The sequence below is a fragment of the Anaerobacillus sp. CMMVII genome, from assembly GCF_025377685.1.
In the GTDB taxonomy this organism is placed as follows: domain Bacteria; phylum Bacillota; class Bacilli; order Bacillales; family Anaerobacillaceae; genus Anaerobacillus.
Window position 1 is genome coordinate 610,593 of the sequence record NZ_JACEHK010000002.1, and the last position, 22,152, is coordinate 632,744.

The window sequence follows — 22,152 nt, forward strand, 5'->3', positions numbered from 1 at the left end:
TCAACTGCTGTAAGTTTTTAGCTACAAAACTAAACAAAACATTAATACTTTTCATGTTACGTTTTGAGAATGGCCAAGCAGCTCTCAAAGATTTTAAACGTATTATTGGAAAAGATTCATATTTTCAGATATCTTGTCATACATCTGTAACGTATTGGTATAAGTCCGTTTAACAGGACGTGTTCCTTATGTTTACGGAAGCAACTAAAATTATAATAGAGGAGGAGAGGTAGTTGACACAAGATCATTCATCAAAGCTATCATTTTCCATTGAAGAATCAGTGTGGCTCAATAAAGGTCAGGAAGTAGCCGAAATCGTATCTTTATCATTAGATCCTGAAATTACAGTACAAGAACATGGGGAATATGTACTTATTCGTGGGGGTTTAAAGTTAACAGGAGAGTACCGTTCATCAGGTAACAGTACCGTTTCTGAGGAGGACAATGAGTCACTTTCAACGCAAGTTGCATTTCGATCAATCGAAGAAGTAACGTTAAATGAAGATGGGACAGGTGAAATCAGACATCACTTTCCAATCGACGTCACCATTCCACAAGAGAGAATTAGAAGTTTAGACGATATATATGTAATTGTAGATTCGTTTGATTATGATTTACCAGAACGTGGATGTATCCAATTAACAGCAGATGTCTCGATAACCGGTATGTCAACTGGTAAAGTGAACAGAGATATTACGGAAGCTGATGTAGAGGCAGAACAAGAAGACCGTACGTTCCATTATGAGGCTTATGATCAGGAACGTTTTGAACATGATGAAACAATCGTTGAGTTCCCAACTGCTCCATCTTTAGAACAAGAGGAAGAAGTTGAGGTTGAAGAAGAAGAAGAAGAAGTAGAAGTAGAAGAAGTGGAAGTCCAAGTAGTAGCAGAACATAGAGAAGAGTTAGCTAGTCGTAGTGAAGAAAGTGAAGAAGTGGCAGAAATTTCTGAAGAGGTTGAAGCCATTGCGGAAGGCACGGAAGAGGTCTTGGAAGTAGAGGTAGAGGTAAAGAGATAAAATCTCCTGCGATCGCTTTTGGGGTGGTAAAAGAGCGTCCTAAGACCGAAACGGCTGTTGAAACAACAGAACAACCTCAAGCTACAAAGGAAGTATTTAGTGTTGCAAAAAGTTTTACAGGTGAAAGAAAACAAAAGCAGCAGCAAGAAACACCAAGAAGTGAAGGAGAAGTTTCTGAAGTTGAGGAAAACCAAGAAAATGAAGTGAAAAAACATCGGGAAGAAAATGCCTTATATTTAACGAAAATGCTTACCAAAGGGGAAGAAGAGCAGTTTAAGAAATTGAAGCTTTGTATTATTCGGGAGAATGAGACACTTGAAACAATTGCCTCCCGATATGAAATAAACCAAAGTACACTAATTAGGGTAAATCGTTTAAACGATGCGAATGTATCAGAGGGACAGATTTTATATATTCCTGTTACAAAATAAAGCTATAGGATAGGGTGCAATAAAATGGATATGTTACGTCGGGTGAAAATGGAATATGGCTTATCGGAACTGAAGTGGGTTAACGCTAATCAAATCTTTCAAAGTGAAAGTGGAATGAAGCGAATCCGAATTTGGAAGGATAAGCAATTGTTGCAGTGGCACATTAAATGGCGTGATGAAATTAGTAAACAGTCGGGCATATTGTTAGATCGGATGATACGAACAAAGAATGGAGAGCCATTTTTCATTTGTGATAAAGGCTGGGCAACTATTCATGACGAGATTGAGGAGTCTTATCCTTCAAAGGGAAAAGAAAAGGATTGGGGAAGGCTTTTCGGAACGGCGTTAGCATTTGGGCTAAAACAAAGTGATGAGTGTCAGCGTTTTAGGAAAATGCAAGACCAACCTTTAAATGAAATCAAAGAAACAATATCTAAGCTAAAAACATTAGATCCGATGGCAAAACTCGTGTTAGAGCGTAGTTACTTTGAAGCGATTAAGAGAAGAAGAAAAGCGCTCGATTTGAGAGAACGTATCCAAATAAATAAGCTCCCTATCTTAACTCCTTTTATAACTTTAGCTGATGCCAAAGAAGTATTTTTCAATCTGTTTTGGGTATGTGGTGAAGAGCAACCAATCAAGGGATATGATCCTATGCGGAAATTACTTGAAGAATGGTATATCAAAAATGGTGAAGCCTCTACTATTGATTTACTTAATTCAATCAATAATTATTTTTCTTTAAAAGGAGATCATGGTGTTCAACTTTTAGCGGAATGTTTGGTACCATCAGAACTAGGACGTACAGTTTCACAGCTAGAAACGAAGACTGACAAAGAAACGGCTAATGTCATGAATCAATTTTTTAATAGTTGGGAAACATCTAGAAAACTCGTCATACTCCTTGGCAATTGGATTGAGGAAGACAGAGAAAAGGTGGTGGCAAAATGATAACTAATAATGCCCCACGAAACTCTATCGGGCATATTCTTTTTCAATACGATTTATATCCAGAGAAAATTGAGCAATTTGGCAAGGTGAAAAAAATAGTCTCACCAAGGGGGACCTTTGCCCTAAAAGAGTCTTCAATGAGTAGAGACCAAGCTCAATGGTTTTCACATGTGATGAACAGGTTAGAGAAGCTAAATTACAAACAATTACTGCCTCTAATACCGACGAAATATGGAGACTTAACAATTAATTATGGGGATAAAACGTACTATTTACAGCCTTGGTTCCAGGAAGATGCGCAAATTCCTGATGATAATAAAGAAAAGAAATTGTTCAAACAGATGGGAAAGCTTCATGGCCTAACTGTGAAACATCAGGAATTTTCAGAGGAAACCATCAAGAAGTCATATCAGGATTTAATTAACCGCTGGGAAAAAAGGCGTCTTGAAATGGAGTATTTTGCGGAGGAAGCAGAAAGAAAAACGTACATGTCTCCTTTTGAGCTCACCTTTCTTACCCATTACAGTAGGCTCGATATGATGGCCAAAAGTGCTAGCAATTATTTAAAAGAGTGGCACGATGAATGTCTTGAAAAAAAGAGCTTTCGAGCAGTTCTCTGCCACGGGAAATTAGACCGTACCCATATTTTTTATCATCCCAATGGCTATGGTTATTTATTTAATTTTGAAAAAGCAGTCCTTGATACACCTGCAAGAGATTTAGCTATCTCGTTTCGAAAGTCATTTCAGTATACATTATGGAATGAAGATCAGGGGGCCGATTGGTTAGAAAACTACCAGCAGTTTCTACTGCTTGAGGAGGAAGAGAAAAAATTATTTGCGAGTTATATAATTTACCCTGAACTCATCTTCCATTGTCTAGATTTATATAAAAAAAGAGATGGTAGTATCACAGAGCTCCAATATGTCCAGCTATTAGAGAAGAGAATTATTACAATGACAAGAGTCAACCATTTTATTCATAAAACATTATTGAATCAAGAAAGCAGTCAACCTTAGGTTATAAGGTTACTGCTTTTTTTTAGTTAGGCTTTATAGCAAACTAAAATAAACCAACAACATAGGATAGATAAAGAACGACAAGAATGGCTAACAGGACAACATCTATAGTTGTTGGAAATAAAATTGTTCGTAAAAGCTGAAACATGGTCAATGGGATTAAAAATTGATAGCCAATATCACGAACTCTCCGTAACCAAAGAGGAAGCCGGTATTTACCTTTTTTAAACACACAAAGGACCTCCTTTTTCTCCTATTCATGTATTATCTTATGCACCCTTCCATAGGCCTGTGAATAAGTTTTGCACAAACGTGTAAGATAAGGAAAAAGAAGGAAGTGAGACTGTGAATCAAATCTTTGTCATGTATGAGGTTTTGTGGGGAATTGTTTGTCTTTGGCTTATTTGGTTTATTATTCGTGTCGTCTTAAGTAAAGAAAATGACCAATAATAGGGGTGCCTATTTTGTTAATAATGATGCAAATTGCTTGGAAAATCATAAAGGAAAAGCGTCATAGAGCATTTTTGCTTGGTGGTAGTACTGCGATTGCAGCTTTTTTACTTTTTACTAGTTATTTTTTTATACATTCTTTAAATGCAAGTATGATTGCTGTTGATGGAAGGCTTGGTGCGGACCTAATTGTTGTCCCAAAAGGAATGGGGGCGTATGCTGGAGATAATATTATCTCCGGGGCGGTTAATGAGCTTTACTTTGATGAGCACGTCGCCATGGAGAAGCTATCATCAATGAAAGATATCACTGAGTTAGCGCCACAACTTTTTCTCCAGACTGTTTCAACCTCATGTTGTGGGACAATGGGCGATTTTCCGGTTGTTGCATTTGATCCTGAACGTGACTTCACATTAAAAGCGTTTATGCCAGGGGTTCAAAACCTTGGTGAAAATGAAATTGTCATAGGAATAAACGCTGGAGGTGAACGATTTTTATATCATTACGACGATGACTATATAAAGGAAAAAGTCATGCTGTTTTTACAACCATTTATCGTAAAAAATGCCTTATTTCCAACTGGGACAGGTGCAGATGAAACAATCTTTATGAGATTGGATACTGCAAGAACACTAGTTCAAAAAGTGCCTTCACTCATGCATATTCCCCCTAAGGCAATCTCTGCCATTTATATCAATACTGCGCCACATTCTGAAACCTTTGTAAAGCAACAAATTGAAATGGAATTAAAGGATGTAGACGTAGTCGTAGGAACAAGACTAAAAGAAAAGTTGAACCAGCAAGTATTCCCCCTGAAACTATTAAGCTACGTTATGATTGCTGGCGCCCTTATCTTAACACTACTACAAGTAGGGACTCTTTTTTCAGCATTAATTCGCGAACGCCAAAAGGAAATAGGCATCTTATTTGCCCTAGGGGTACTAAAACGATATGTCTACCAACTTATATTATTAGAAGCAGCGCTTATTTCATTCTTGGGTAGTATTGTCGGTGTCTTGTTTTCTTTGAGTATTTTGTATGACAGACAAACATTACTGTATATGATATTTCAGTTGCCACTTATATTTCCCGATTTCCAAACAACTGTCATTATAAGCGTGGCAACAATTATCGCTATTGTTTTAGCAACAATGATTGCAGCTTTTATTCCAATCCATTCGTTTTTTTCTAGAGAACCTTATGAGGTAATAAGAGAAGGTGATAGTTAATGATACTTTTCGAGGACGTTTCAAAAGAATATTATCTTAGTAGATCAAGGTCAATTGTAGCTTTAAAAAATATAAATATTAAAATAGATAAAGGCGAGTTTGTTGCAATTATCGGTCCATCTGGTAGTGGCAAATCAACCTTTCTTGCATTAGCTAGCCTGTTAGATAAACAAACGAGTGGAGAGGTTTATTTAGCTGGAAATAAAATCTCGAATATAAAAGATAAGGAAAGAACAAAATTACGGTTCAAGTTATGCAGTTTTATTTTCCAGTTTGCAAGCCTAACCCCCGCTCTTCCGGTTATCGATAACGTCATGCTTCCCCTTTTACTAATGGGTGAAAAACGGGAAGCGATAGAAGAAAAGGCGAAGCAATTATTAATGGATGTTGGGATAAAGAAAGAATATATCAATCATCTCCCATATCAATTAAGTGGTGGGGAACAACGTCGTGTGGCAGTGGCACGGGCATTAATAAAACAACCTCAAATTTTGTTTGCAGACGAGCCAACGTCAGCCCTTGATGAAGGCACAGCTCAAGAAATTATTCAGTACTTTCACCAATTACATCAACAAGGAACAACGATTATCATGGTAACTCATGATAAACAGTTAGCACGAGAGGGAACAACGTTAGTTAAGATTACCGATGGAATGATTGATAACAATAAGGCTTAAATGATAAGTTTGTACATGGTTGATTTGAATAAATTTAATAAAATGGGCAATACTTTTAGTAAATTTTTCTTGGTGACTATTGACGAGTTTTGATTATTCCATGTAAAATGTTAGTACATATTTTAATATAATATACATGCTTTGATTGGGAAGAGTACATCTGTAATGCCAATAGAGAGAAAAATCATGTTTTTAGTTGGGCTAAATATCAGCTAAAACCATTGCTGAAAGATTTTTTTGGAGCTAAAGATGGAAGGTCGCCCAGGAGCAGCTTAATTGAAAGTAAAGCTTTGCAGGGAAAAGCACTACACTTTTTCCTAGGTCACTTACGCTTTTCGGAGTAGATTAAGCCGGTTAAGTAACCGTTATAAGAATGAAGTGTGCTCTCGATAAAGGTATGACTATCGATTGCAAACAAAGGTGGTACCGCGAATATACTCTCTTCGTCCTTTGAGGATGGAGGGAGTTTTTTTATTTTAGTTATGAGTTATGAGTGTTGAGTTATGAGTTGTTAAGTAATTCTACGAAGCAAATCCTATATTAACTCAAAACTCAAAACTCAACACTGCATTTAAGGGAGGAAATAAGAGATGGCAAATCAAGAGATATCAATGCCAACCAAGTATGATCCGAAGAGTACGGAAGCCAAATGGTACCCATACTGGCTAGATGGAAAGTTTTTTGAAGCAAAAGGTGATGAAGGGAAGAAGCCTTATACAATTGTAATTCCCCCACCAAACGTAACAGGAAAACTGCACTTAGGGCATGCATGGGATACAACTTTACAAGATATTTTAATTCGTACAAAGAGAATGCAAGGTTATGATGCTTTGTGGTTACCAGGTATGGATCATGCTGGTATTGCAACTCAAGCAAAAGTAGAAGGAAAGCTTCGAGAAGAAGGTTTAAGTCGTTACGATTTAGGTCGTGAGAAGTTCCTAGAAAAATCTTGGGAATGGAAAAGTGAATACGCTGATTTTATTCGTAATCAATGGTCGAAATTAGGTCTATCATTAGATTACTCACGTGAACGTTTTACTTTAGATGAAGGTCTATCAAAAGCAGTTCGTGAAGTTTTCGTAAAGCTATATGAAAAAGGGTTAATTTATCGTGGTGAGTACATCATCAACTGGGATCCACAAACAAAGACTGCCCTCTCGGATATTGAAGTTATCTATAAAGATGTTCAAGGTGGATTTTATCATATGAGATATCCGCTGGTTGATGGTAGTGGTTCTATTGAAGTAGCAACAACTCGTCCCGAAACGATGCTTGGAGATACTGCTGTGGCCGTTCACCCTGAAGATGAGCGTTATAAACATTTAATCGGTAAAAAGGTAAAACTTCCTATCGTAGGTCGCGAAATTGAGATTGTTGCAGATGACTATGTTGATATGGAATTTGGTTCAGGAGCTGTTAAAATCACACCTGCACATGATCCTAATGACTTCGAAATAGGGAATAGACATAATTTAGAACGTGTTCTTGTGATGGATGAATCAGGGAAAATGAACGGAAATGCCGGTAAGTATCAGGGAATGGATCGTTTTGAGTGTCGAAAACAAATTGTTAAAGATCTTCAAGAGGAAGGCGTTCTCTTCAAAATTGAAGAGCATATGCATTCAGTTGGACATTCTGAGCGTAGTGGGGCAGTTGTTGAACCATACTTATCTACTCAATGGTTTGTTAAGATGGGACCACTTGCTGAAGAAGCAATCAAATTACAGCAAAAAGAAGAAAAGGTTAACTTTGTTCCAGAACGTTTTGAAAAAACATATTTACATTGGATTGAAAATATTCGTGATTGGTGTATTTCCAGGCAGCTGTGGTGGGGACACCGAATACCAGCTTGGTACCATAATGAGACAGGCGAAATTTATGTAGGACATGATGAGCCAAAAGATATTGAAAATTGGTCACAAGATGAGGATGTTCTCGATACTTGGTTTTCGTCAGCATTATGGCCGTTTTCAACGATGGGGTGGCCAGATCAAAACTCAGCTGACTTCAAACGGTATTATTCAACAGACGTTCTAGTAACCGGGTATGACATTATTTATTTCTGGGTTGCTCGAATGATCTTCCAAGGCTTAGAATTCACAGGTGAACGTCCGTTTAAGGATGTATTAATTCATGGATTAGTTCGTGATTCCGAAGGGCGAAAAATGAGTAAGTCCCTAGGTAACGGGGTTGATCCGATGGATGTTATTGATAAGTACGGCGCAGATGCGCTACGCTTCTTCCTTTCAACTGGCAGTTCCCCGGGAAATGATTTACGCTTCTATTGGGAAAAAGTCGAGTCGACTTGGAACTTTGGAAATAAGATTTGGAACGCTTCACGATTTGCTCTCATGAACATGGAGGGAATGACTTATGATGAAATTGATCTGTCTGGCAAAAAATCAATTGCGGATCAGTGGATCTTAACTAGACTTCAAGAAACAATTGACGATGTAACTCGTCTAATTGATGATTATGAATTTGGTGAAGTTGGTCGTCTTTTATATAACTTTATCTGGGATGATTTCTGTGATTGGTATATTGAGATGGCGAAATTACCATTGTATGGTGAAGATGAAGAAGCGAAAAAAATGACAAGGTCGATTTTAGCTCACGTATTAGATCAAACAATGAAACTGTTACATCCATTTATGCCGTTTATTACGGAAGAAATTTGGCAGCATTTACCTCACCAAGGTGAATCAATTACTGTTGCCCCTTGGCCAGTGAAAAATAATGAATTACTGTTCCCGGAAGCAACAAAGAAAATGAACTTACTAAAAGAAATTATCAGATCTGTTCGTAATACAAGAGCAGAGTTGAATGTTCCAATGAGTAAAAAAATTGAACTTCTCATCAAGACAAAAGATCAGACTGTTTTAAGCAACCTTGAAGAAGGTCGTAGCTACTTGGAGAAGTTCTGTAACCCAGAACAACTCAAATTAGGTATTGAGTTACAAGCTCCTGAAAAGTCGATGTCTTCAATCCTAACGGGTGTGGAACTTTATTTACCACTTGCAGGATTACTAGATATTGATGCAGAAATTGCTCGTTTAGAAAAAGAAGTGAAACGACTCGATAGCGAAGTAGAACGTGTGCAAAAGAAACTAAGCAACCAAGGCTTTGTAGCAAAAGCACCTGCAGCAGTTATAGAAGAAGAAAAAGCAAAAGAGCAAGATTATCTTGAAAAACGTGCGACTGTTCAAGGCAGAATTGATGAACTAAGAGCATAATAAAACGAAAACGTCAAAACACCTAGTGTTTTGACGTTTTTCTATGGTTATTTACCTATCTGTTTCTTGAAACGAGATTGATTTAAACTGATTTGTATTTATTTCGAATTCGACATTAACAAAAACGCCGAATTCTTTTTTGTCATGACGAAGCCAAAGTTTAAATTTTTCTACAGCTATTCCATCGCCTTTTTCTTCTCTGCCAATATGCAGATAGTCGACAACATCTGCATAAGGATATTTCTTAATTGTTTCTGTTACTGCGATATTGCCCCATTTTGCATATGCTGGAGCATCATTTTCAGCCGTCGTTTCAACAGGCAGACCTAACGCCATTACCAAAAGGAAGGCGAAAACTATGAGTTTTTTCATTTCTTACACACCCTTTTTAAAGTTAGTATGTGCTAATCAATTGGAAAAACTCTAAATTGCTCGTAACCTTTTTAATACAAACTCTAAATAGAGCTTCACAATGTTTACATTAGAATTAGCATAAAGTGTTCGCGAACCAGCTACATCTTCAATTTCATTAAAAACAAATGAACCATCTTTTGAAAACAAAAAGTCTATGCCTACAAAACCTAAATCACCGTTAAATTGGTCGATGACTTTGTTTACCAGTTCTTTTTCCTTTTTCGAGAGCTCATAGAGTCTTGCATTTCCACCTAATGAGTAATTCGCTCGAAAATCATCATCCGAGTATCGCAGTATTGCTGCCTGAATTTCATTTCCAACGACGAAAACGCGAACGTCTCTTCCAGGAACTTCTCCCATCTCTTGAATAATTAATTCTTTTGAATGAATTGTCTCAAGAAGCTTTTCAAGCTCTTGTACGGAACTTACAGCAAATACTTCGTTCCCACCTTTACCAGCGACTTCCTTGACAACAACAGGGTATGTAAATGGGAGGGAGTTAGGGGTAAACTCAGTTCGGTTAATAAAAGCAGTATTTAGCATGGGAATACCTTTTCCTGCTAAATACTGATGTGTTTTTCCTTTATGATTGCTAATTTCAGATGTAAAAGCTGAATTGAATAACATGATCCCTAGATTTTCAATTTGTTTACTAAGTAACGGATCATTATTTCTCATAATGACAAAATCAGGAAATGTTATTTTTTTATTTTTATGTAAAATGTATAATTCATCGTTTATAATACCGTAACTAAGATTTTCTTTTAGTAAGAGATGAAGCTCAATATTTAGATTTACTGCTTCTTCCATGAACCAAGTGATAAAGCCTTGATTGATTTCTGCCATTTCCTGATTGTAAATTAGCCATCCTATTTTTTTCATATTATTAAAACCTACCTTTTCATAGAGCTAGTCCAACGAAAACGATCAAAGCCTACATTTTGAGCTGTTTTGGGCACCTCTATTTGTGATTTTCTTGATGAAACTTCCTTCATATTATACACTACTAAATAGTATAAGGCTGTATTCGCAAAATTTGTTGCTTTCGTAAAAATCCCAAAAGCCGGATTTTTACACAAAATACTAAGAATTGACCACTTATTTAGTAAGTAGTGCTCTTTTCTAACTTAATTTATTGGGTGATATCTTCATCTAAGTTATTTTTCCGAATATTTTAGGTTGAAAAGTAACAAAGTTTACGAAAAGAGCCTAGTATAAAGTTGACGAGAAAAAAGGAGTTTTTTTCATGATTTCTTATGAAGAAGCATGTGACATAGTATTTTCAGCAAAAAAATTTGGCATTTCTTTAGGGCTTGATCGGATGGAATTAATGCTAGGAGAGTTAGGGAATCCAGAACAAAGAATCCCCGCTATCCACATTGCAGGTACAAATGGAAAAGGCTCGACGTTAACGTATCTAGCCTCTATTTTTATGGAAGCAGGCTACAGAGTTGGTACCTATACATCTCCTGCAATCAATAAATTAAATGACAAAATAAAAATAGATGGTATCGAAATTTCTAATCAAGAATTCTCATTAATTATTGAGCAATTGAAGCCTATCATTGAAAAAGTTAGTGGGTCGCAGTTTGGCCCGCCAACAGAATTTGAATTGTTGACAGCTGTGGCTTTTCAATATTTTGCAACAGTTACCAAGCCGGATATTATTATTATCGAAACTGGGCTTGGTGGAAGACTTGATTCCACAAATATAGTTACTCCTATTGTTTCAATCATTACGAATATTGGCCATGACCATATGGATCTCCTTGGGAACACCATTAAAGAGGTTGCATTCGAAAAAGCGGGTATTATTAAAGAAGGTATTCCGATTGTCTCAGGATGTAAGCAACCAGAAGCGATTGGTGTGATGATAGAACGTTCAAATCAGCTTTCGGCGCCTTTTTTTCAATTAGGGCAAGACTTTCTTTGTGAATCTAACCAGAGCATGTTTTCGTTTCAATGGAAGGATATTCATTATTCGAATCTGAAAACAGGTATGCTTGGTAAACACCAACAAGAAAACGCTGCATTAGCTCTAATGACTATACAAGAATTACAGGATTATGCTATATCAGAACTCGCAATTCGTAATGGTTTAATGAAAGCCAAAATTGCTAACCGGATTGAAATGATTAAAAATGAGCCAACCGTTATTTTAGACGGTGGTCATAATCCTGAGGGAATGGAAGCACTAGCTAATACACTAAAAGTAAATTTTTCAGGAAGGAAAATAAAAGTTCTTTTTTGTGCGATGAAGGATAAGGATATCAAAGGGATGTTACAACCACTAAGTGAGGTTGCGACTGAGATTGTGTTAACTAGTTTTTCATACGATCGTGTCATGGATCCAAAAGAGGTAAATTTAGCGTTTCCACTACCAAACGCAATGGTGATTGAAAATTGGTTAGTGGCGTACCGCTTGATAGAAAAAAACCTAAAGGCGGATGACGTTTTTGTCATTACTGGTTCACTTTACTTCTTAAGCCATGTGCGGAATGAATTGAAAATATAATAATTTATATTTTAATCACTTTGGCAACTTAATCGAAATCTCAAAATAGATACAAAGTAGGGGAGTTAGGATAGTAGCACTGAGACGTTAGTATTTTCACGGCTGTTACTCAATGATTGGAAACAACGATCTATGCAAAAATACCATTAGAGATAAATAAACTCTGTTTCAGATTACTAAAATAAGGTAAAATGATTAGTAATAAGATTATATTTATAATAAATACTCTATTAAAAACAACAAGACCGTCAAAACGTCTTGTTGTTTTTTTCTCACACATGGCACTAGATTATAGAGTCTTGGGAATATTTAGTTTATTTTCTCACTAGCCTAAGTCTAGATACAAACATTCTACATTCTATTATTTAATTTTTTATAAGACATTCACTTGAATACAACTTCAACAGCTCTAACAAGATTCCTTTAGAAAGACTGTTATCTCAAAGATTGTTGCTTTTAAAATAGCTAGTAATGACAAGTCATATTAAGGGTAAGGACATCTTTTCCAACATTCGAACGTTGTAAACTCAGTAGAATGGATCCCACCTAAAGCCAAAATGTTTACGAATTTTATTTTCTTTTCTTACATAATTCTAGTTCTATCTATCAATCTATATTAATAGACTATAGTAAATTGAAAAATAGAGAGGAGCTGGCAATGGATGGACAATACGAAGAAGAATGACCGGCGAATTTCAATCGTGCTAAATGGAAAAGAGAAATTATACGAAGAGCTAGTGAAGGACAAGCAGGTATATGAAGAAATATTAAATGAAGAGATTTCGGCAATGAAGGAAGAAGAAAGTTCCGAGGAATTTGAATGGATCCTTCCTGAACCCTCTGAAAATCAATCATCACCTAAGGTTGTTGACTTAGGAGAACGGCGCCGTGATAAAAAGAAGCTTGGTGGTCCATATTGGGATGATGGTAAAAGTGATACCTCACCAAAACTTCCACATATAAAAAGAAAAAAGAGACGTAGATTTGATATTAAATCATTACCTTTAGGTATAATTGGAATTGTTTTTTCAGCTATTATTGTAGGTTTAAGCTTTGGCTTTATGATGATTACTATATTTACTGGGGATAAGACTGATCAGATCGTGGCTCAGCCGACAGTAGTGGGTACTTCTCCGACAGAAGCACCTGTTTCCGTTACACCAGGACAAATTCCAATCCTCGGTGTTGAAGTAGTGCAAGGTGGGGCTTATACGGTCATCGAAAAGGGAAATGAAAAAGTTAATGAAATCCAGGCTGATGGATATGCGGCAACCCTTACAACCTCAACAGAACCAGCATTTCTATTTATCGGAATTGGTTTAGACCGTGAACAGGCGTCAATTATCGGAGATGTCTATAAGGATAAAGGACAAGAAATTTACTTAAAACCGTACGCAATTACCTCCAATGGAATGGTTGAAAATCAGAATCAAGCCATTTTTTTAGAGACAGCTATAGACTTATATCAACAACTGACTCTTTTATCGGTGAATGGACTAGCTAACGGAGGGACTTTACTCACAGAAGAAACGTTAAGTGAATTAAGTACAAAACATGAGAAATTAACTACTACTCCATTTGAAGGAAATGAAACTCAAGAGCAAAAGGTACTTGTTTTTCAGAATGCTATAACAAATGCTTACGAAAAGATGCAAGCCTATGCAAACTCAAAAGATGCTACTGAGCTATGGAAAATTCAGCAGTTTTTACTAAATGGATTAGTCGCATATGAAGAACTTACAAAAACATTTTAAGAAGCAGAGGACTAACGTTATCGTTCGTTAGTCTTTTTTCTATTACGCTCTTTTCTAAGATTGTTGCTATTAGCTTTTAGGTCGTAACCAAGCGAATGCTTGGTTCTTCACGCTTTGCGTGAAGCTTTTGAGAATAAATAAGCCATTGGGACAAATAAATTTGTCCCAAAAAGCTTATTAATTCTCAAAAGACGACCTAAAAGCAACAAAGTTTACGAAAACAGCCTTCTATTAAGATAAGAAAGCACAACCGTTTTTAGTACTTAATGTCTAGCACCAGGCGCCATCTACTGGGTTAAATAGACCATGCATACGGTCCTATAAGAATGTCCACCGTAGGTTCGGAAAACTTTTCTGAATATAACCGTGGAGTATTCCGAACATGGACTAAGTTCTGAATACTTTACTAGATTTCAACTTGAGCCATTTCGGAACTTCAACCACATTCGATTTGCAGAACGAAACGTAGTTAGTATAGTGGGCTTAGAAAAAAGATAATGAGTAATTTTGTTATTCTGACAACATTTGCATGTCGCCGTTAGGCGGGGGACTTGGGCTTTTCTTATAGTTTAAGTAAGCATAAAATTTCAACGTAAAAACTGTCTAGCTCCAGCGCCCAGCCCCTCGAGGTCAAATGTTCTTCGAGAATAAAAGTGAAAGAGCACACTATTTTCTCGAAGAACATTTGCTTGTCGGGGCAAAGCAGGGCGCTTGCGCTTTTCTTATTTTTACTATATATGCTTTGACATTTCCATCTTTAATATTTATAACTATTAATGAAGTACATAATAATTAGAGAGAAAAAAGTCTTTTAACCTTTTTTAGTACAAACTGTGGCATTGTTATTTATATTTGGTTGTTTTCGAAGATTGTTGTTTTTTGCAACCGATTTGTTTTTATCGCAACAATGGTTACGAAAAGCGCCTAGATTTTTGACAAGCCTAAAAGAGAGATGGAGGGTTACTTATGTCACAAGTTCGAATTGAACGAGACTTAATGGGAGAAAAGGAAATACCACAAGATGCGTATTACGGAATTCAAACTGCCAGGGCCATTGAGAATTTCCCAATTACAGGAATTCCGCCACACAAAGAATTGATACGCGCATTTGCATACGTAAAAAAAGCGGCGGCAATGGCAAATAGTGATGTCGGTGTATTAAATAAAAAAATTGCTCATGCAATCGCTCAAGCAAGTGATGAGATCATTTCAGGGGCATTAAGCGATCAATTTGTAGTTGATTCAATTCAAGGTGGAGCTGGAACTTCTTTTAATATGAATGCTAATGAAGTAATTGCAAACCGAGCCATTGAGATCCTAGGTGGAAAAAAAGGAGATTATATGATGGTGAGCCCTAACACTCATGTGAATATGGCTCAATCAACAAATGATACCTTTCCAACAGCAATCCATATAGCATGTTTGCATTTGGCAGAAGGTTTAACCACTTCTTTAGAGGAACTAATAGGTGCAATGGATCAAAAAGCGAATGAGTTTGACCAAGTAATCAAGATGGGGCGTACTCACTTACAAGACGCAGTACCAATTCGTCTTGGGCAAGAATTTGGAGCTTACAAAAAAGTACTTACTCGTGACTTAAATCGTGTGAAAAATTCGGTAGATCACTTATTTGAAATTAATATGGGAGCAACTGCAGTTGGAACTGGATTAAATGCTTTACCAGAGTATATAACTCTTGTTGTAAAATATCTTGCAGAGCATACTGGCATGCCGTTTAAAAATGCTGAAGACCTTATTGACGCTACACAAAACACGGATGCTTATACAGAGCTCTCAAGTGCTTTAAAAATATTAGCGATTAATCTATCAAAAATTGCCAATGACTTAAGGCTCATGAGCTCTGGTCCTTTGACTGGAATTAATGAAATTAATCTCCCGCCACGTCAAGCGGGTTCATCAATTATGCCTGGAAAAGTAAACCCAGTAATGGCTGAAGTAATAAACCAAATTTCTTTTCAAGTTATTGGAAATGATCATACGATTTCACTTGCTTCAGAAGCAGGGCAATTAGAGTTAAATGTAATGGAACCAGTATTGGTTTTTAATTTATTACAATCTTTATCAATTCTTCAAAATGGGATAAGGGTTTTTAAACAATTTTGTATTGAAGGTATTACAGCAAATATTGAACGCTGTCGTGAAATGGTTGAGCATAGTGTTGGCATTATTACCGCCATTAACCCTCATGTAGGTTACGAAGTTGCTGCACGGATTGCTAAAGAGGCAATTCAAACAAGGCGACCTGTACGTGAGATCTGTATTGAAAAAGGAATTTTATCGGAAGAAGAATTAAATGTAATCCTAGATCCTAATGAAATGACTGCACCAGGGATTGCAGGATCAGATTTATTATTCGGAAAGTAAATTTTTTTATAGCTTCTTTAACAAAAAAGAATTGGAATTTTTGAACAAATTTTGCTATTCTAGTAGTAACCTTTGGAAAAAATTTCTTTTCTTTTTTGTCTATTGAATGAATTTCATAATTAGTCAAGCTATATCAAACTATATGTAGGTGAATGTCTTTTACTCAACTGCATAAGATCATAGCGAAAATAAAGAATGATGAAATACATTAGATTGAAAAGAATTTATTTTACAAAGGAGAATCTCCGTGAAAAAACTCATTTTAGCCTCCGGCTCACCTCGCCGTAAACAGCTGCTCGAACAAGCGCAGCTACAATTTTCTATTTCCACAAGTACCGTTGAGGAAACAATCACTGAAACCTTGTCTCCCTATGAACTAGTAGAACAACTTGCGCTCAAAAAAGCTAACGATGTGCTTAGCCGTAATGACGATTCAATAATCATTGGTGCTGATACAATTGTTTCAATAAATGGAACGGTTTTAGGAAAGCCTAATAACGAAGCAGAGGCCTTCCGAATGCTAGAACAATTAGCAGGCAATGATCATGAAGTCTATACTGGAGTGGCGATCATCGCGAAAGAAAAAACGGTTGTCTTTCATGAAAAAACGATCGTTACTTTTTGGCAACTTACTTCAAAAGAAATTGAAGACTATATTGCAAGTGGCGAGCCGTTTGATAAGGCTGGCTCTTATGGAATTCAAGGACTTGGTGCGCTATTTGTAAAAAAGATTATAGGTGACTACTTTAACGTTGTTGGCTTACCGTTAGCGAGGACAGTGAGAGAATTAAAAAACTTTCAACATGTGATTTCGTAATCGGGAGTAGCACAACCGCGATGCTCCTCCCGTAAAAAAAGGAGGAGTAGTGATGGAAGGGAAGCCATTAATGATTCGTGATGTTCCATATTGTGAAAGACCGAGGGAACGTTTAATTTCAGAAGGAGCTCACGTGTTATCGAATCAAGAACTAATCGCAATTATATTAGGAACAGGTACAAAGCAAGAATCAGTTTTACAATTAGCACAAAGAATTTTGCACCATTTCCATGGGTTACGACTATTAAAGGATTCCTCGGCAACAGAATTAAAAGAAATAAAGGGGATTGGTAACTCGAAGGCAGTACAATTGTTAGCAGCATTAGAGTTAGGCAGCCGTGTACATAAGCTTCAGCAAGAAAATCGAATAATCATTCGTTCTCCTGAGGATGTCTCGCGGTTTATGATGGAGGAAATGCGTTTTCTAACACAAGAGCATTTCGTAGCATTATACTTAAATACGAAAAATCATGTGATCCATAAAAAGACAATTTTTATAGGTAGTTTAAATGCTTCCATTGTTCACCCACGTGAAATCTATAAAGAAGCTTTTCGTCACTCAGCAGCTTCAATTATCTGTCTTCATAATCATCCAAGTGGAGATCCTTCTCCCAGTAAAGAAGACATTGAAGTAACAAAGCGTCTAGTCGAGAGTGGTAAAGTCATTGGCATTGAATTATTAGATCACATCATTATTGGTGATAAGAAATTTATTAGTTTGAAGGAGAAAGGCTACGTTTAAGTTATGAGTTATGAGTTATGAGTTATGAGTGATAAGTTGTTTTTTGGTAAGACTTCAAAGCGCTACAAATAAAAACTCAACACTCAAAACTCAATACTCATAACTTAACACTATCATTTTTTATTTTTTTTCAGTATAATAAAGGTTATGGATTTTCATTACTACAACTAGAAATTACTTAAATAGCGTTTTACGCTTTCCATTGAAGGGAGATTACATAGATGTTTGGTGGTTTTTCAAAAGACTTAGGAATTGATTTAGGTACAGCTAATACGCTGGTGTATGTGAAGGGGAAAGGTGTTATTGTTCGTGAACCTTCTGTAGTTGCGATTAGAACAGATACAGGAACAATTGAGGCAGTTGGAAATGATGCGAAAAATATGATTGGTCGTACGCCAGGAAATATTGTAGCAGTTCGCCCAATGAAAGATGGAGTTATTGCTGATTTTGATACTACGGCAACCATGATGAAATATTTTATAAGACAAGCCCTACGAAATCGTTCGATTTTCACACGTAAACCTAATGTAATGGTTTGTGTTCCATCAGGAATTACTGCTGTTGAAAAAAGAGCAGTTGAGGATGCTACAAAGCAAGCTGGTGCAAGAGAGGCCTATACTATTGAAGAGCCGTTTGCTGCAGCAATTGGAGCTGATCTACCTGTTTGGGAGCCAACAGGAAGCATGGTTGTTGACATTGGCGGTGGTACGACAGAAGTTGCGATAATATCGCTTGGAGGAATTGTCACGAGTCAGTCAATTCGTGTGGCAGGTGATGAAATGGATGATGCTATTATCCATTACATCAAGAAAACATATAACTTAATGATTGGGGAACGAACTGCAGAGGCTGTTAAATTTGAAATCGGTTCAGCTGGAACTCCTGAAGGCATTGAGGATATGGATATTCGCGGTCGTGACCTAGTGACAGGCTTACCAAAAACAATAACAATTACGGCTAGTGAAATAGCTGAAGCACTTGAGGATACAGTTACCACAATTATTGAAGCAGTGAAAAGTACGTTAGAAAAATCACCACCTGAATTAGCTGCTGATATTATGGATCGTGGAATTGTTCTTACAGGCGGTGGTGGATTATTACGTAATCTTGATCGCGTTTTAGCTGATCAAACTCATATGCCTGTCTTAGTAGCAGAAAATCCGTTAGATTGTGTAGCCTTAGGAACAGGAAGAGCGTTAGAAAATCTTCACTTATTCCGATCAAAGGCTGGGATTACAGTTCGTTCAAATCGTAAGTAAGTAGGTGTGATGAATGCCCCAATTTTTTTCAAATAAGAGACTAATAGTGCTTCTCGTTAGTATAATTCTTTTGGTGGCATTAATTGGCTATTCCATGAGTGATCGAAGAAGCCTAACATGGCCGGAACAGTTTATGAAAGACTCTGTAGGATGGGTCCAACAAGTATTTAAACAACCCGCTCTTTATGTAGCGGGTTTCTTTGAGAATATTAATGAATTGAGCAACTTATACGAAGAAAATCGAGTGTTAAAAGCTCATTTAGATGAATATGCACAAATTGCTGTTGAAGTAAATGTGCTACGTCGGCAAAATGAACATTTAAAAGAAGCATTAGATATTAAAGAAAGTTTATATAACTATAGCCTGACCCCTGCCTTAGTTATCCATCGTTCCCCAGATCGTTGGAATGAATATATTGGAATTAACAAGGGCGAACAAGATGGGATCGAACGAGATATGGCTGTTATCACCTCTAAAGGACTAGTTGGTAAGGTCTTACATGTTTCGCAATTTACAGCAACTGTTCAACTGCTCCGCGATCATGATCGTACCAACAGGATTTCAGCGATGGTTGATGCTGAGGATGTAGAAGTTTTTGGCTTTATTGAGGGCTTCGATGAACAAACAGGTGCTTTAATGCTCAGAAAGATTGAAGCTGATGCAGAGATCGAAGTAGGTCAAACAGTGGTAACCTCAGGATTAGGTGGTGTTTTCCCACAAGGACTTTTAATAGGCAAAGTCATTGAGATCGAGGCAGATGAATATGGGCTAACAAAGAATGCTTACGTTGAGCCCTCGGCTAGTTTTCATCATTTAGATTATGTGATGATCATTAATCGAACTGCTGCAGTAATTGATGAAAGCATAATAGAGGAAGGGGATGAGAATTAGCGATGTTACGATTTCTCCTTCCCTCTATTATATTTATTCTCTTTATTATCGAAGGAACAGTCATGCAAGTGATTGCCCCTGACCGATTTGGTTCAGAGTTCATCATAATCCCTCGTTTTGCTTTCGTCGTTGTGATTGTAATAGCTATCTTTTTGGGGAGAACTACAGGTACAATTTATGCTCTCTTTCTTGGACTATTTCAAGATATTATTTATACTCACGTTTTGGGTGTCTATATTTTTAGTATGGCTCTTATTACATATTTACTTGGATTTTCGTACAAGATTTTTCAGAAGAACTTATCATTACTCTTTATTACTACGATCGTCGGTACGATTCTCCTTGAATATTTAGTTTATGGAATTTACTCTATGGTTAATATTACAAATCTTCTTCATGAAAACTTCTTTTATGAACGACTTTTGCCAAGCTTACTCGTAAATAGTGTGTTTTTAATCATATTTGCGTATCCTTTACGAAAATTATTAGTCTTTTTACAAAATAAAGACGATATTGAAGAAAAAATCAATAAAAGAAAAAAGGATTTTAGATGGCAACGTTGAATAAAAGAAAGTTAGAGGTGAACTTTGGCCATGTTAAAAACAAACTATGTAACAATTCGAGGAACCAAAGAAGGCCTAATCTTATATTTGGACGACGAGTGTTCGTTTTCTGAACTTGTCAGTGAGCTTGAAGAGAAGCTTTCCTCAAATTATCCACAAATTTCAGAAGGGCCAGCTGTACATGTAAAAGTTTCGGTTGGGAATCGTTATCTTTCAGAGCCCCAAAAGGAACAATTAATATCAATTATTAGTGATCAGCAAAAGCTTGTAATAAACCAAATAGAATCGAACATTATCACGAAACAAGAGGCAGAAAATTTACAAAAAGAAGCCCAAACTGCTACGATTATAAGAGTTATTCGTTCTGGTCAGGTGTTAGAAGTCAAAGGGAATCTACTCCTACTAGGAGATGTTAACCCTGGTGGAACAGTTGTTGCTACGGGAAACATTTATATTTTGGGTGTCTTACGTGGGATTGCTCATGCAGGAAGTGAGGGTGATTCCGAAGCCGTGATTGCTGCTTCAAAAATGGAACCATCACAATTGCGTATCGCAGAAATTGTTAGCCGGTCACCTGATACGAAAGACAATGAAAGCCATGACATGGAATGTGCTTATGTTGGTTACGATAATAAAATTGCCATAGAGAGAATACAACAAATGGGTAAAATACGCCCAGGAATAACAAACGTTACAAGTTTTGAGTTATGAGTTATGAGTTGTGAGTTAGTTTTGGTAGGGTTCCGAAGCTTTGCTATTAAATAACTCTAAACTCAACCCTCAAAACTTAAAACTCAATTAGAAAGGGGAGTTTCGCATGGGAGAGGCGATTGTAATTACTTCTGGTAAAGGCGGCGTTGGAAAAACGACTACATCTGCAAATATTGGTACTGCCCTTGCGCTTTCAGGGAAAAAAGTATGCTTAGTAGATACAGATATTGGTTTACGTAACCTTGATGTTGTAATGGGTTTAGAAAACCGAATCATATATGATATTGTTGATGTAGTTGAAGAACGTTGTAGGTTGCAACAAGCACTTATTAAGGACAAGCGTTTTGAGTGTCTTATGCTTTTGCCAGCAGCACAAACAAAAGATAAATTAGCCGTAAATCCAGAACAAATGAAAGTAATCATTAAAGAATTAAAAGAAGACTTTGATTATGTTATTATTGATTGTCCTGCAGGAATTGAGCAAGGTTTTAAAAACGCTGTCGCTGGTGCTGATAAAGCAGTTGTTGTAACGACACCTGAAACGTCGGCAGTTCGAGATGCAGATCGCATTATTGGGTTGCTAGAGCAAGAAAATATTGAGCCCCCTAAACTTGTCGTAAATAGAATTCGCAGCCATATGATGAAAAATGGTGATATGCTAGATGTAGACGAGATTGTTTCAATTTTAGCAATTGAGCTATTAGGAATTGTTGCAGATGATGATGATGTCATAAAAGCTTCTAATAAAGGTGAGCCGATTGCATTCCAACCGACGAGTCGAGCATCTATTGCCTACCGAAATATAGCTAGACGTATTTTAGGCGAATCTGTTCCTTTGATGTCTTTAGAAGATAACAAGGGCATGTTCACAAAAATGAAAAAGTTTTTTGGGATTAGGGCTTAAATTGTTATAATCCAATCTTTCAAAGTTAGCGAGCAAGTCTTGCTAACTTTTTTATCATTTTTGGCCAGAAGACCCCCACTCCAAGGAGTTTACGAGTAAGTGGGGGATGAATGGTTACTTTTTAAAAGGCTGTTTTCGCAAAGTTTGTTGCTTTCGTAAAAAGATGGTATAAAATATTTTGTGTAAG

The 22,152-nt window shown here is 36.7% G+C and carries 20 protein-coding genes and 1 other annotated feature; of the genes, 17 read left to right on the forward strand and 3 right to left on the reverse strand.

What is annotated here, in order from left to right; translation table 11 throughout:
* Positions 1–233 precede the first annotated feature (233 nt).
* Genes spoVID through ysxE form a run of 4 tightly spaced genes read left to right on the forward strand, consistent with a single transcriptional unit; the run spans position 234 to position 3,420 of the window.
* Complete coding sequence (spoVID, locus tag H1D32_RS07055) at positions 234–1,019, forward strand: stage VI sporulation protein D (protein WP_261177532.1); 786 nt, start codon at positions 234–236, stop codon at positions 1,017–1,019.
* A 23-nt stretch (positions 1,020–1,042) separates the two neighbouring features.
* Positions 1,043–1,450, forward strand: a complete 408-nt coding sequence (locus H1D32_RS07060) for a LysM peptidoglycan-binding domain-containing protein (protein WP_261177533.1) — start codon at positions 1,043–1,045, stop codon at positions 1,448–1,450.
* Between the two features lie 24 nt (positions 1,451–1,474).
* The gene (locus H1D32_RS07065; RefSeq protein ID WP_261177534.1) at positions 1,475–2,401 is read left to right on the forward strand and encodes a hypothetical protein; all 927 of its coding nucleotides are present in this window, start codon (positions 1,475–1,477) and stop codon (positions 2,399–2,401) included.
* Positions 2,398–3,420, forward strand: a complete 1,023-nt coding sequence (gene ysxE / locus H1D32_RS07070; protein WP_261177535.1) for a spore coat protein YsxE — start codon at positions 2,398–2,400, stop codon at positions 3,418–3,420. The genes H1D32_RS07065 and ysxE overlap by 4 nt, the downstream gene beginning before the upstream one ends.
* A gap of 43 nt (positions 3,421–3,463) precedes the next feature.
* Here the strand turns inward: ysxE and H1D32_RS07075 are convergent, their stop codons facing one another.
* On the reverse strand, positions 3,464–3,652 hold the full coding sequence (locus tag H1D32_RS07075; RefSeq protein WP_261177536.1) for a hypothetical protein: 189 nt from the start codon (positions 3,650–3,652) through the stop codon (positions 3,464–3,466).
* 241 nt (positions 3,653–3,893) lie between these two features.
* Between H1D32_RS07075 and H1D32_RS07080 the strand changes: the two genes are divergently transcribed.
* From H1D32_RS07080 to H1D32_RS07090, 3 genes are all read left to right on the forward strand, one after another.
* Complete coding sequence (locus tag H1D32_RS07080; protein WP_261177620.1) at positions 3,894–5,099, forward strand: ABC transporter permease; 1,206 nt, start codon at positions 3,894–3,896, stop codon at positions 5,097–5,099.
* Entirely contained in the window at positions 5,099–5,776 is a 678-nt protein-coding gene (locus H1D32_RS07085) for an ABC transporter ATP-binding protein (protein ID WP_261177537.1), read from the forward strand. The genes H1D32_RS07080 and H1D32_RS07085 overlap by 1 nt, the downstream gene beginning before the upstream one ends.
* Positions 5,777–5,908: 132 nt before the next feature.
* Positions 5,909–6,230: a binding site (T-box leader), on the forward strand.
* A gap of 136 nt (positions 6,231–6,366) precedes the next feature.
* Positions 6,367–9,009: a valine--tRNA ligase gene (locus H1D32_RS07090; RefSeq protein WP_261177538.1), complete on the forward strand. Its 2,643-nt coding sequence runs from the start codon at positions 6,367–6,369 to the stop codon at positions 9,007–9,009.
* 51 nt (positions 9,010–9,060) lie between these two features.
* Here the strand turns inward: H1D32_RS07090 and H1D32_RS07095 are convergent, their stop codons facing one another.
* Both H1D32_RS07095 and H1D32_RS07100 read right to left on the reverse strand, forming a co-directional pair.
* Entirely contained in the window at positions 9,061–9,381 is a 321-nt protein-coding gene (locus H1D32_RS07095; protein ID WP_396126153.1) for a DUF3889 domain-containing protein, read from the reverse strand.
* 51 nt (positions 9,382–9,432) lie between these two features.
* Complete coding sequence (locus H1D32_RS07100) at positions 9,433–10,305, reverse strand: ATP-grasp domain-containing protein (RefSeq protein WP_261177539.1); 873 nt, start codon at positions 10,303–10,305, stop codon at positions 9,433–9,435.
* 364 nt (positions 10,306–10,669) lie between these two features.
* Between H1D32_RS07100 and H1D32_RS07105 the strand changes: the two genes are divergently transcribed.
* The 10 genes from H1D32_RS07105 (at position 10,670) to minD (ending at position 21,965) form a co-directional block, all read left to right on the forward strand.
* Complete coding sequence (locus tag H1D32_RS07105) at positions 10,670–11,938, forward strand: bifunctional folylpolyglutamate synthase/dihydrofolate synthase (RefSeq protein WP_261177540.1); 1,269 nt, start codon at positions 10,670–10,672, stop codon at positions 11,936–11,938.
* A 662-nt stretch (positions 11,939–12,600) separates the two neighbouring features.
* Positions 12,601–13,692: a hypothetical protein gene (locus H1D32_RS07110; protein WP_261177541.1), complete on the forward strand. Its 1,092-nt coding sequence runs from the start codon at positions 12,601–12,603 to the stop codon at positions 13,690–13,692.
* A 966-nt stretch (positions 13,693–14,658) separates the two neighbouring features.
* Complete coding sequence (gene aspA, locus H1D32_RS07115; RefSeq protein ID WP_261177543.1) at positions 14,659–16,077, forward strand: aspartate ammonia-lyase; 1,419 nt, start codon at positions 14,659–14,661, stop codon at positions 16,075–16,077.
* Positions 16,078–16,324: 247 nt separating this feature from the next.
* The gene (locus H1D32_RS07120; protein WP_261177544.1) at positions 16,325–16,894 is read left to right on the forward strand and encodes a Maf family protein; all 570 of its coding nucleotides are present in this window, start codon (positions 16,325–16,327) and stop codon (positions 16,892–16,894) included.
* A gap of 52 nt (positions 16,895–16,946) precedes the next feature.
* Positions 16,947–17,636: a RadC family protein gene (radC, locus tag H1D32_RS07125; RefSeq protein ID WP_261177545.1), complete on the forward strand. Its 690-nt coding sequence runs from the start codon at positions 16,947–16,949 to the stop codon at positions 17,634–17,636.
* A 221-nt stretch (positions 17,637–17,857) separates the two neighbouring features.
* Positions 17,858–18,895 (forward strand): rod shape-determining protein, encoded by a 1,038-nt coding sequence (locus H1D32_RS07130; protein WP_261177546.1) that lies wholly within the window; start codon positions 17,858–17,860, stop codon positions 18,893–18,895.
* Positions 18,896–18,908: 13 nt separating this feature from the next.
* Positions 18,909–19,787: a rod shape-determining protein MreC gene (mreC, locus tag H1D32_RS07135; RefSeq protein ID WP_261177547.1), complete on the forward strand. Its 879-nt coding sequence runs from the start codon at positions 18,909–18,911 to the stop codon at positions 19,785–19,787.
* Between the two features lie 2 nt (positions 19,788–19,789).
* A complete protein-coding gene (gene mreD / locus H1D32_RS07140) occupies positions 19,790–20,350 on the forward strand; it encodes a rod shape-determining protein MreD (protein WP_261177548.1) in 561 nt (186 codons plus the stop codon).
* 30 nt (positions 20,351–20,380) lie between these two features.
* Positions 20,381–21,061, forward strand: a complete 681-nt coding sequence (gene minC, locus H1D32_RS07145; protein WP_261177549.1) for a septum site-determining protein MinC — start codon at positions 20,381–20,383, stop codon at positions 21,059–21,061.
* Positions 21,062–21,167: 106 nt separating this feature from the next.
* Complete coding sequence (gene minD, locus H1D32_RS07150; RefSeq protein ID WP_261177550.1) at positions 21,168–21,965, forward strand: septum site-determining protein MinD; 798 nt, start codon at positions 21,168–21,170, stop codon at positions 21,963–21,965.
* Positions 21,966–22,152 lie beyond the last annotated feature (187 nt).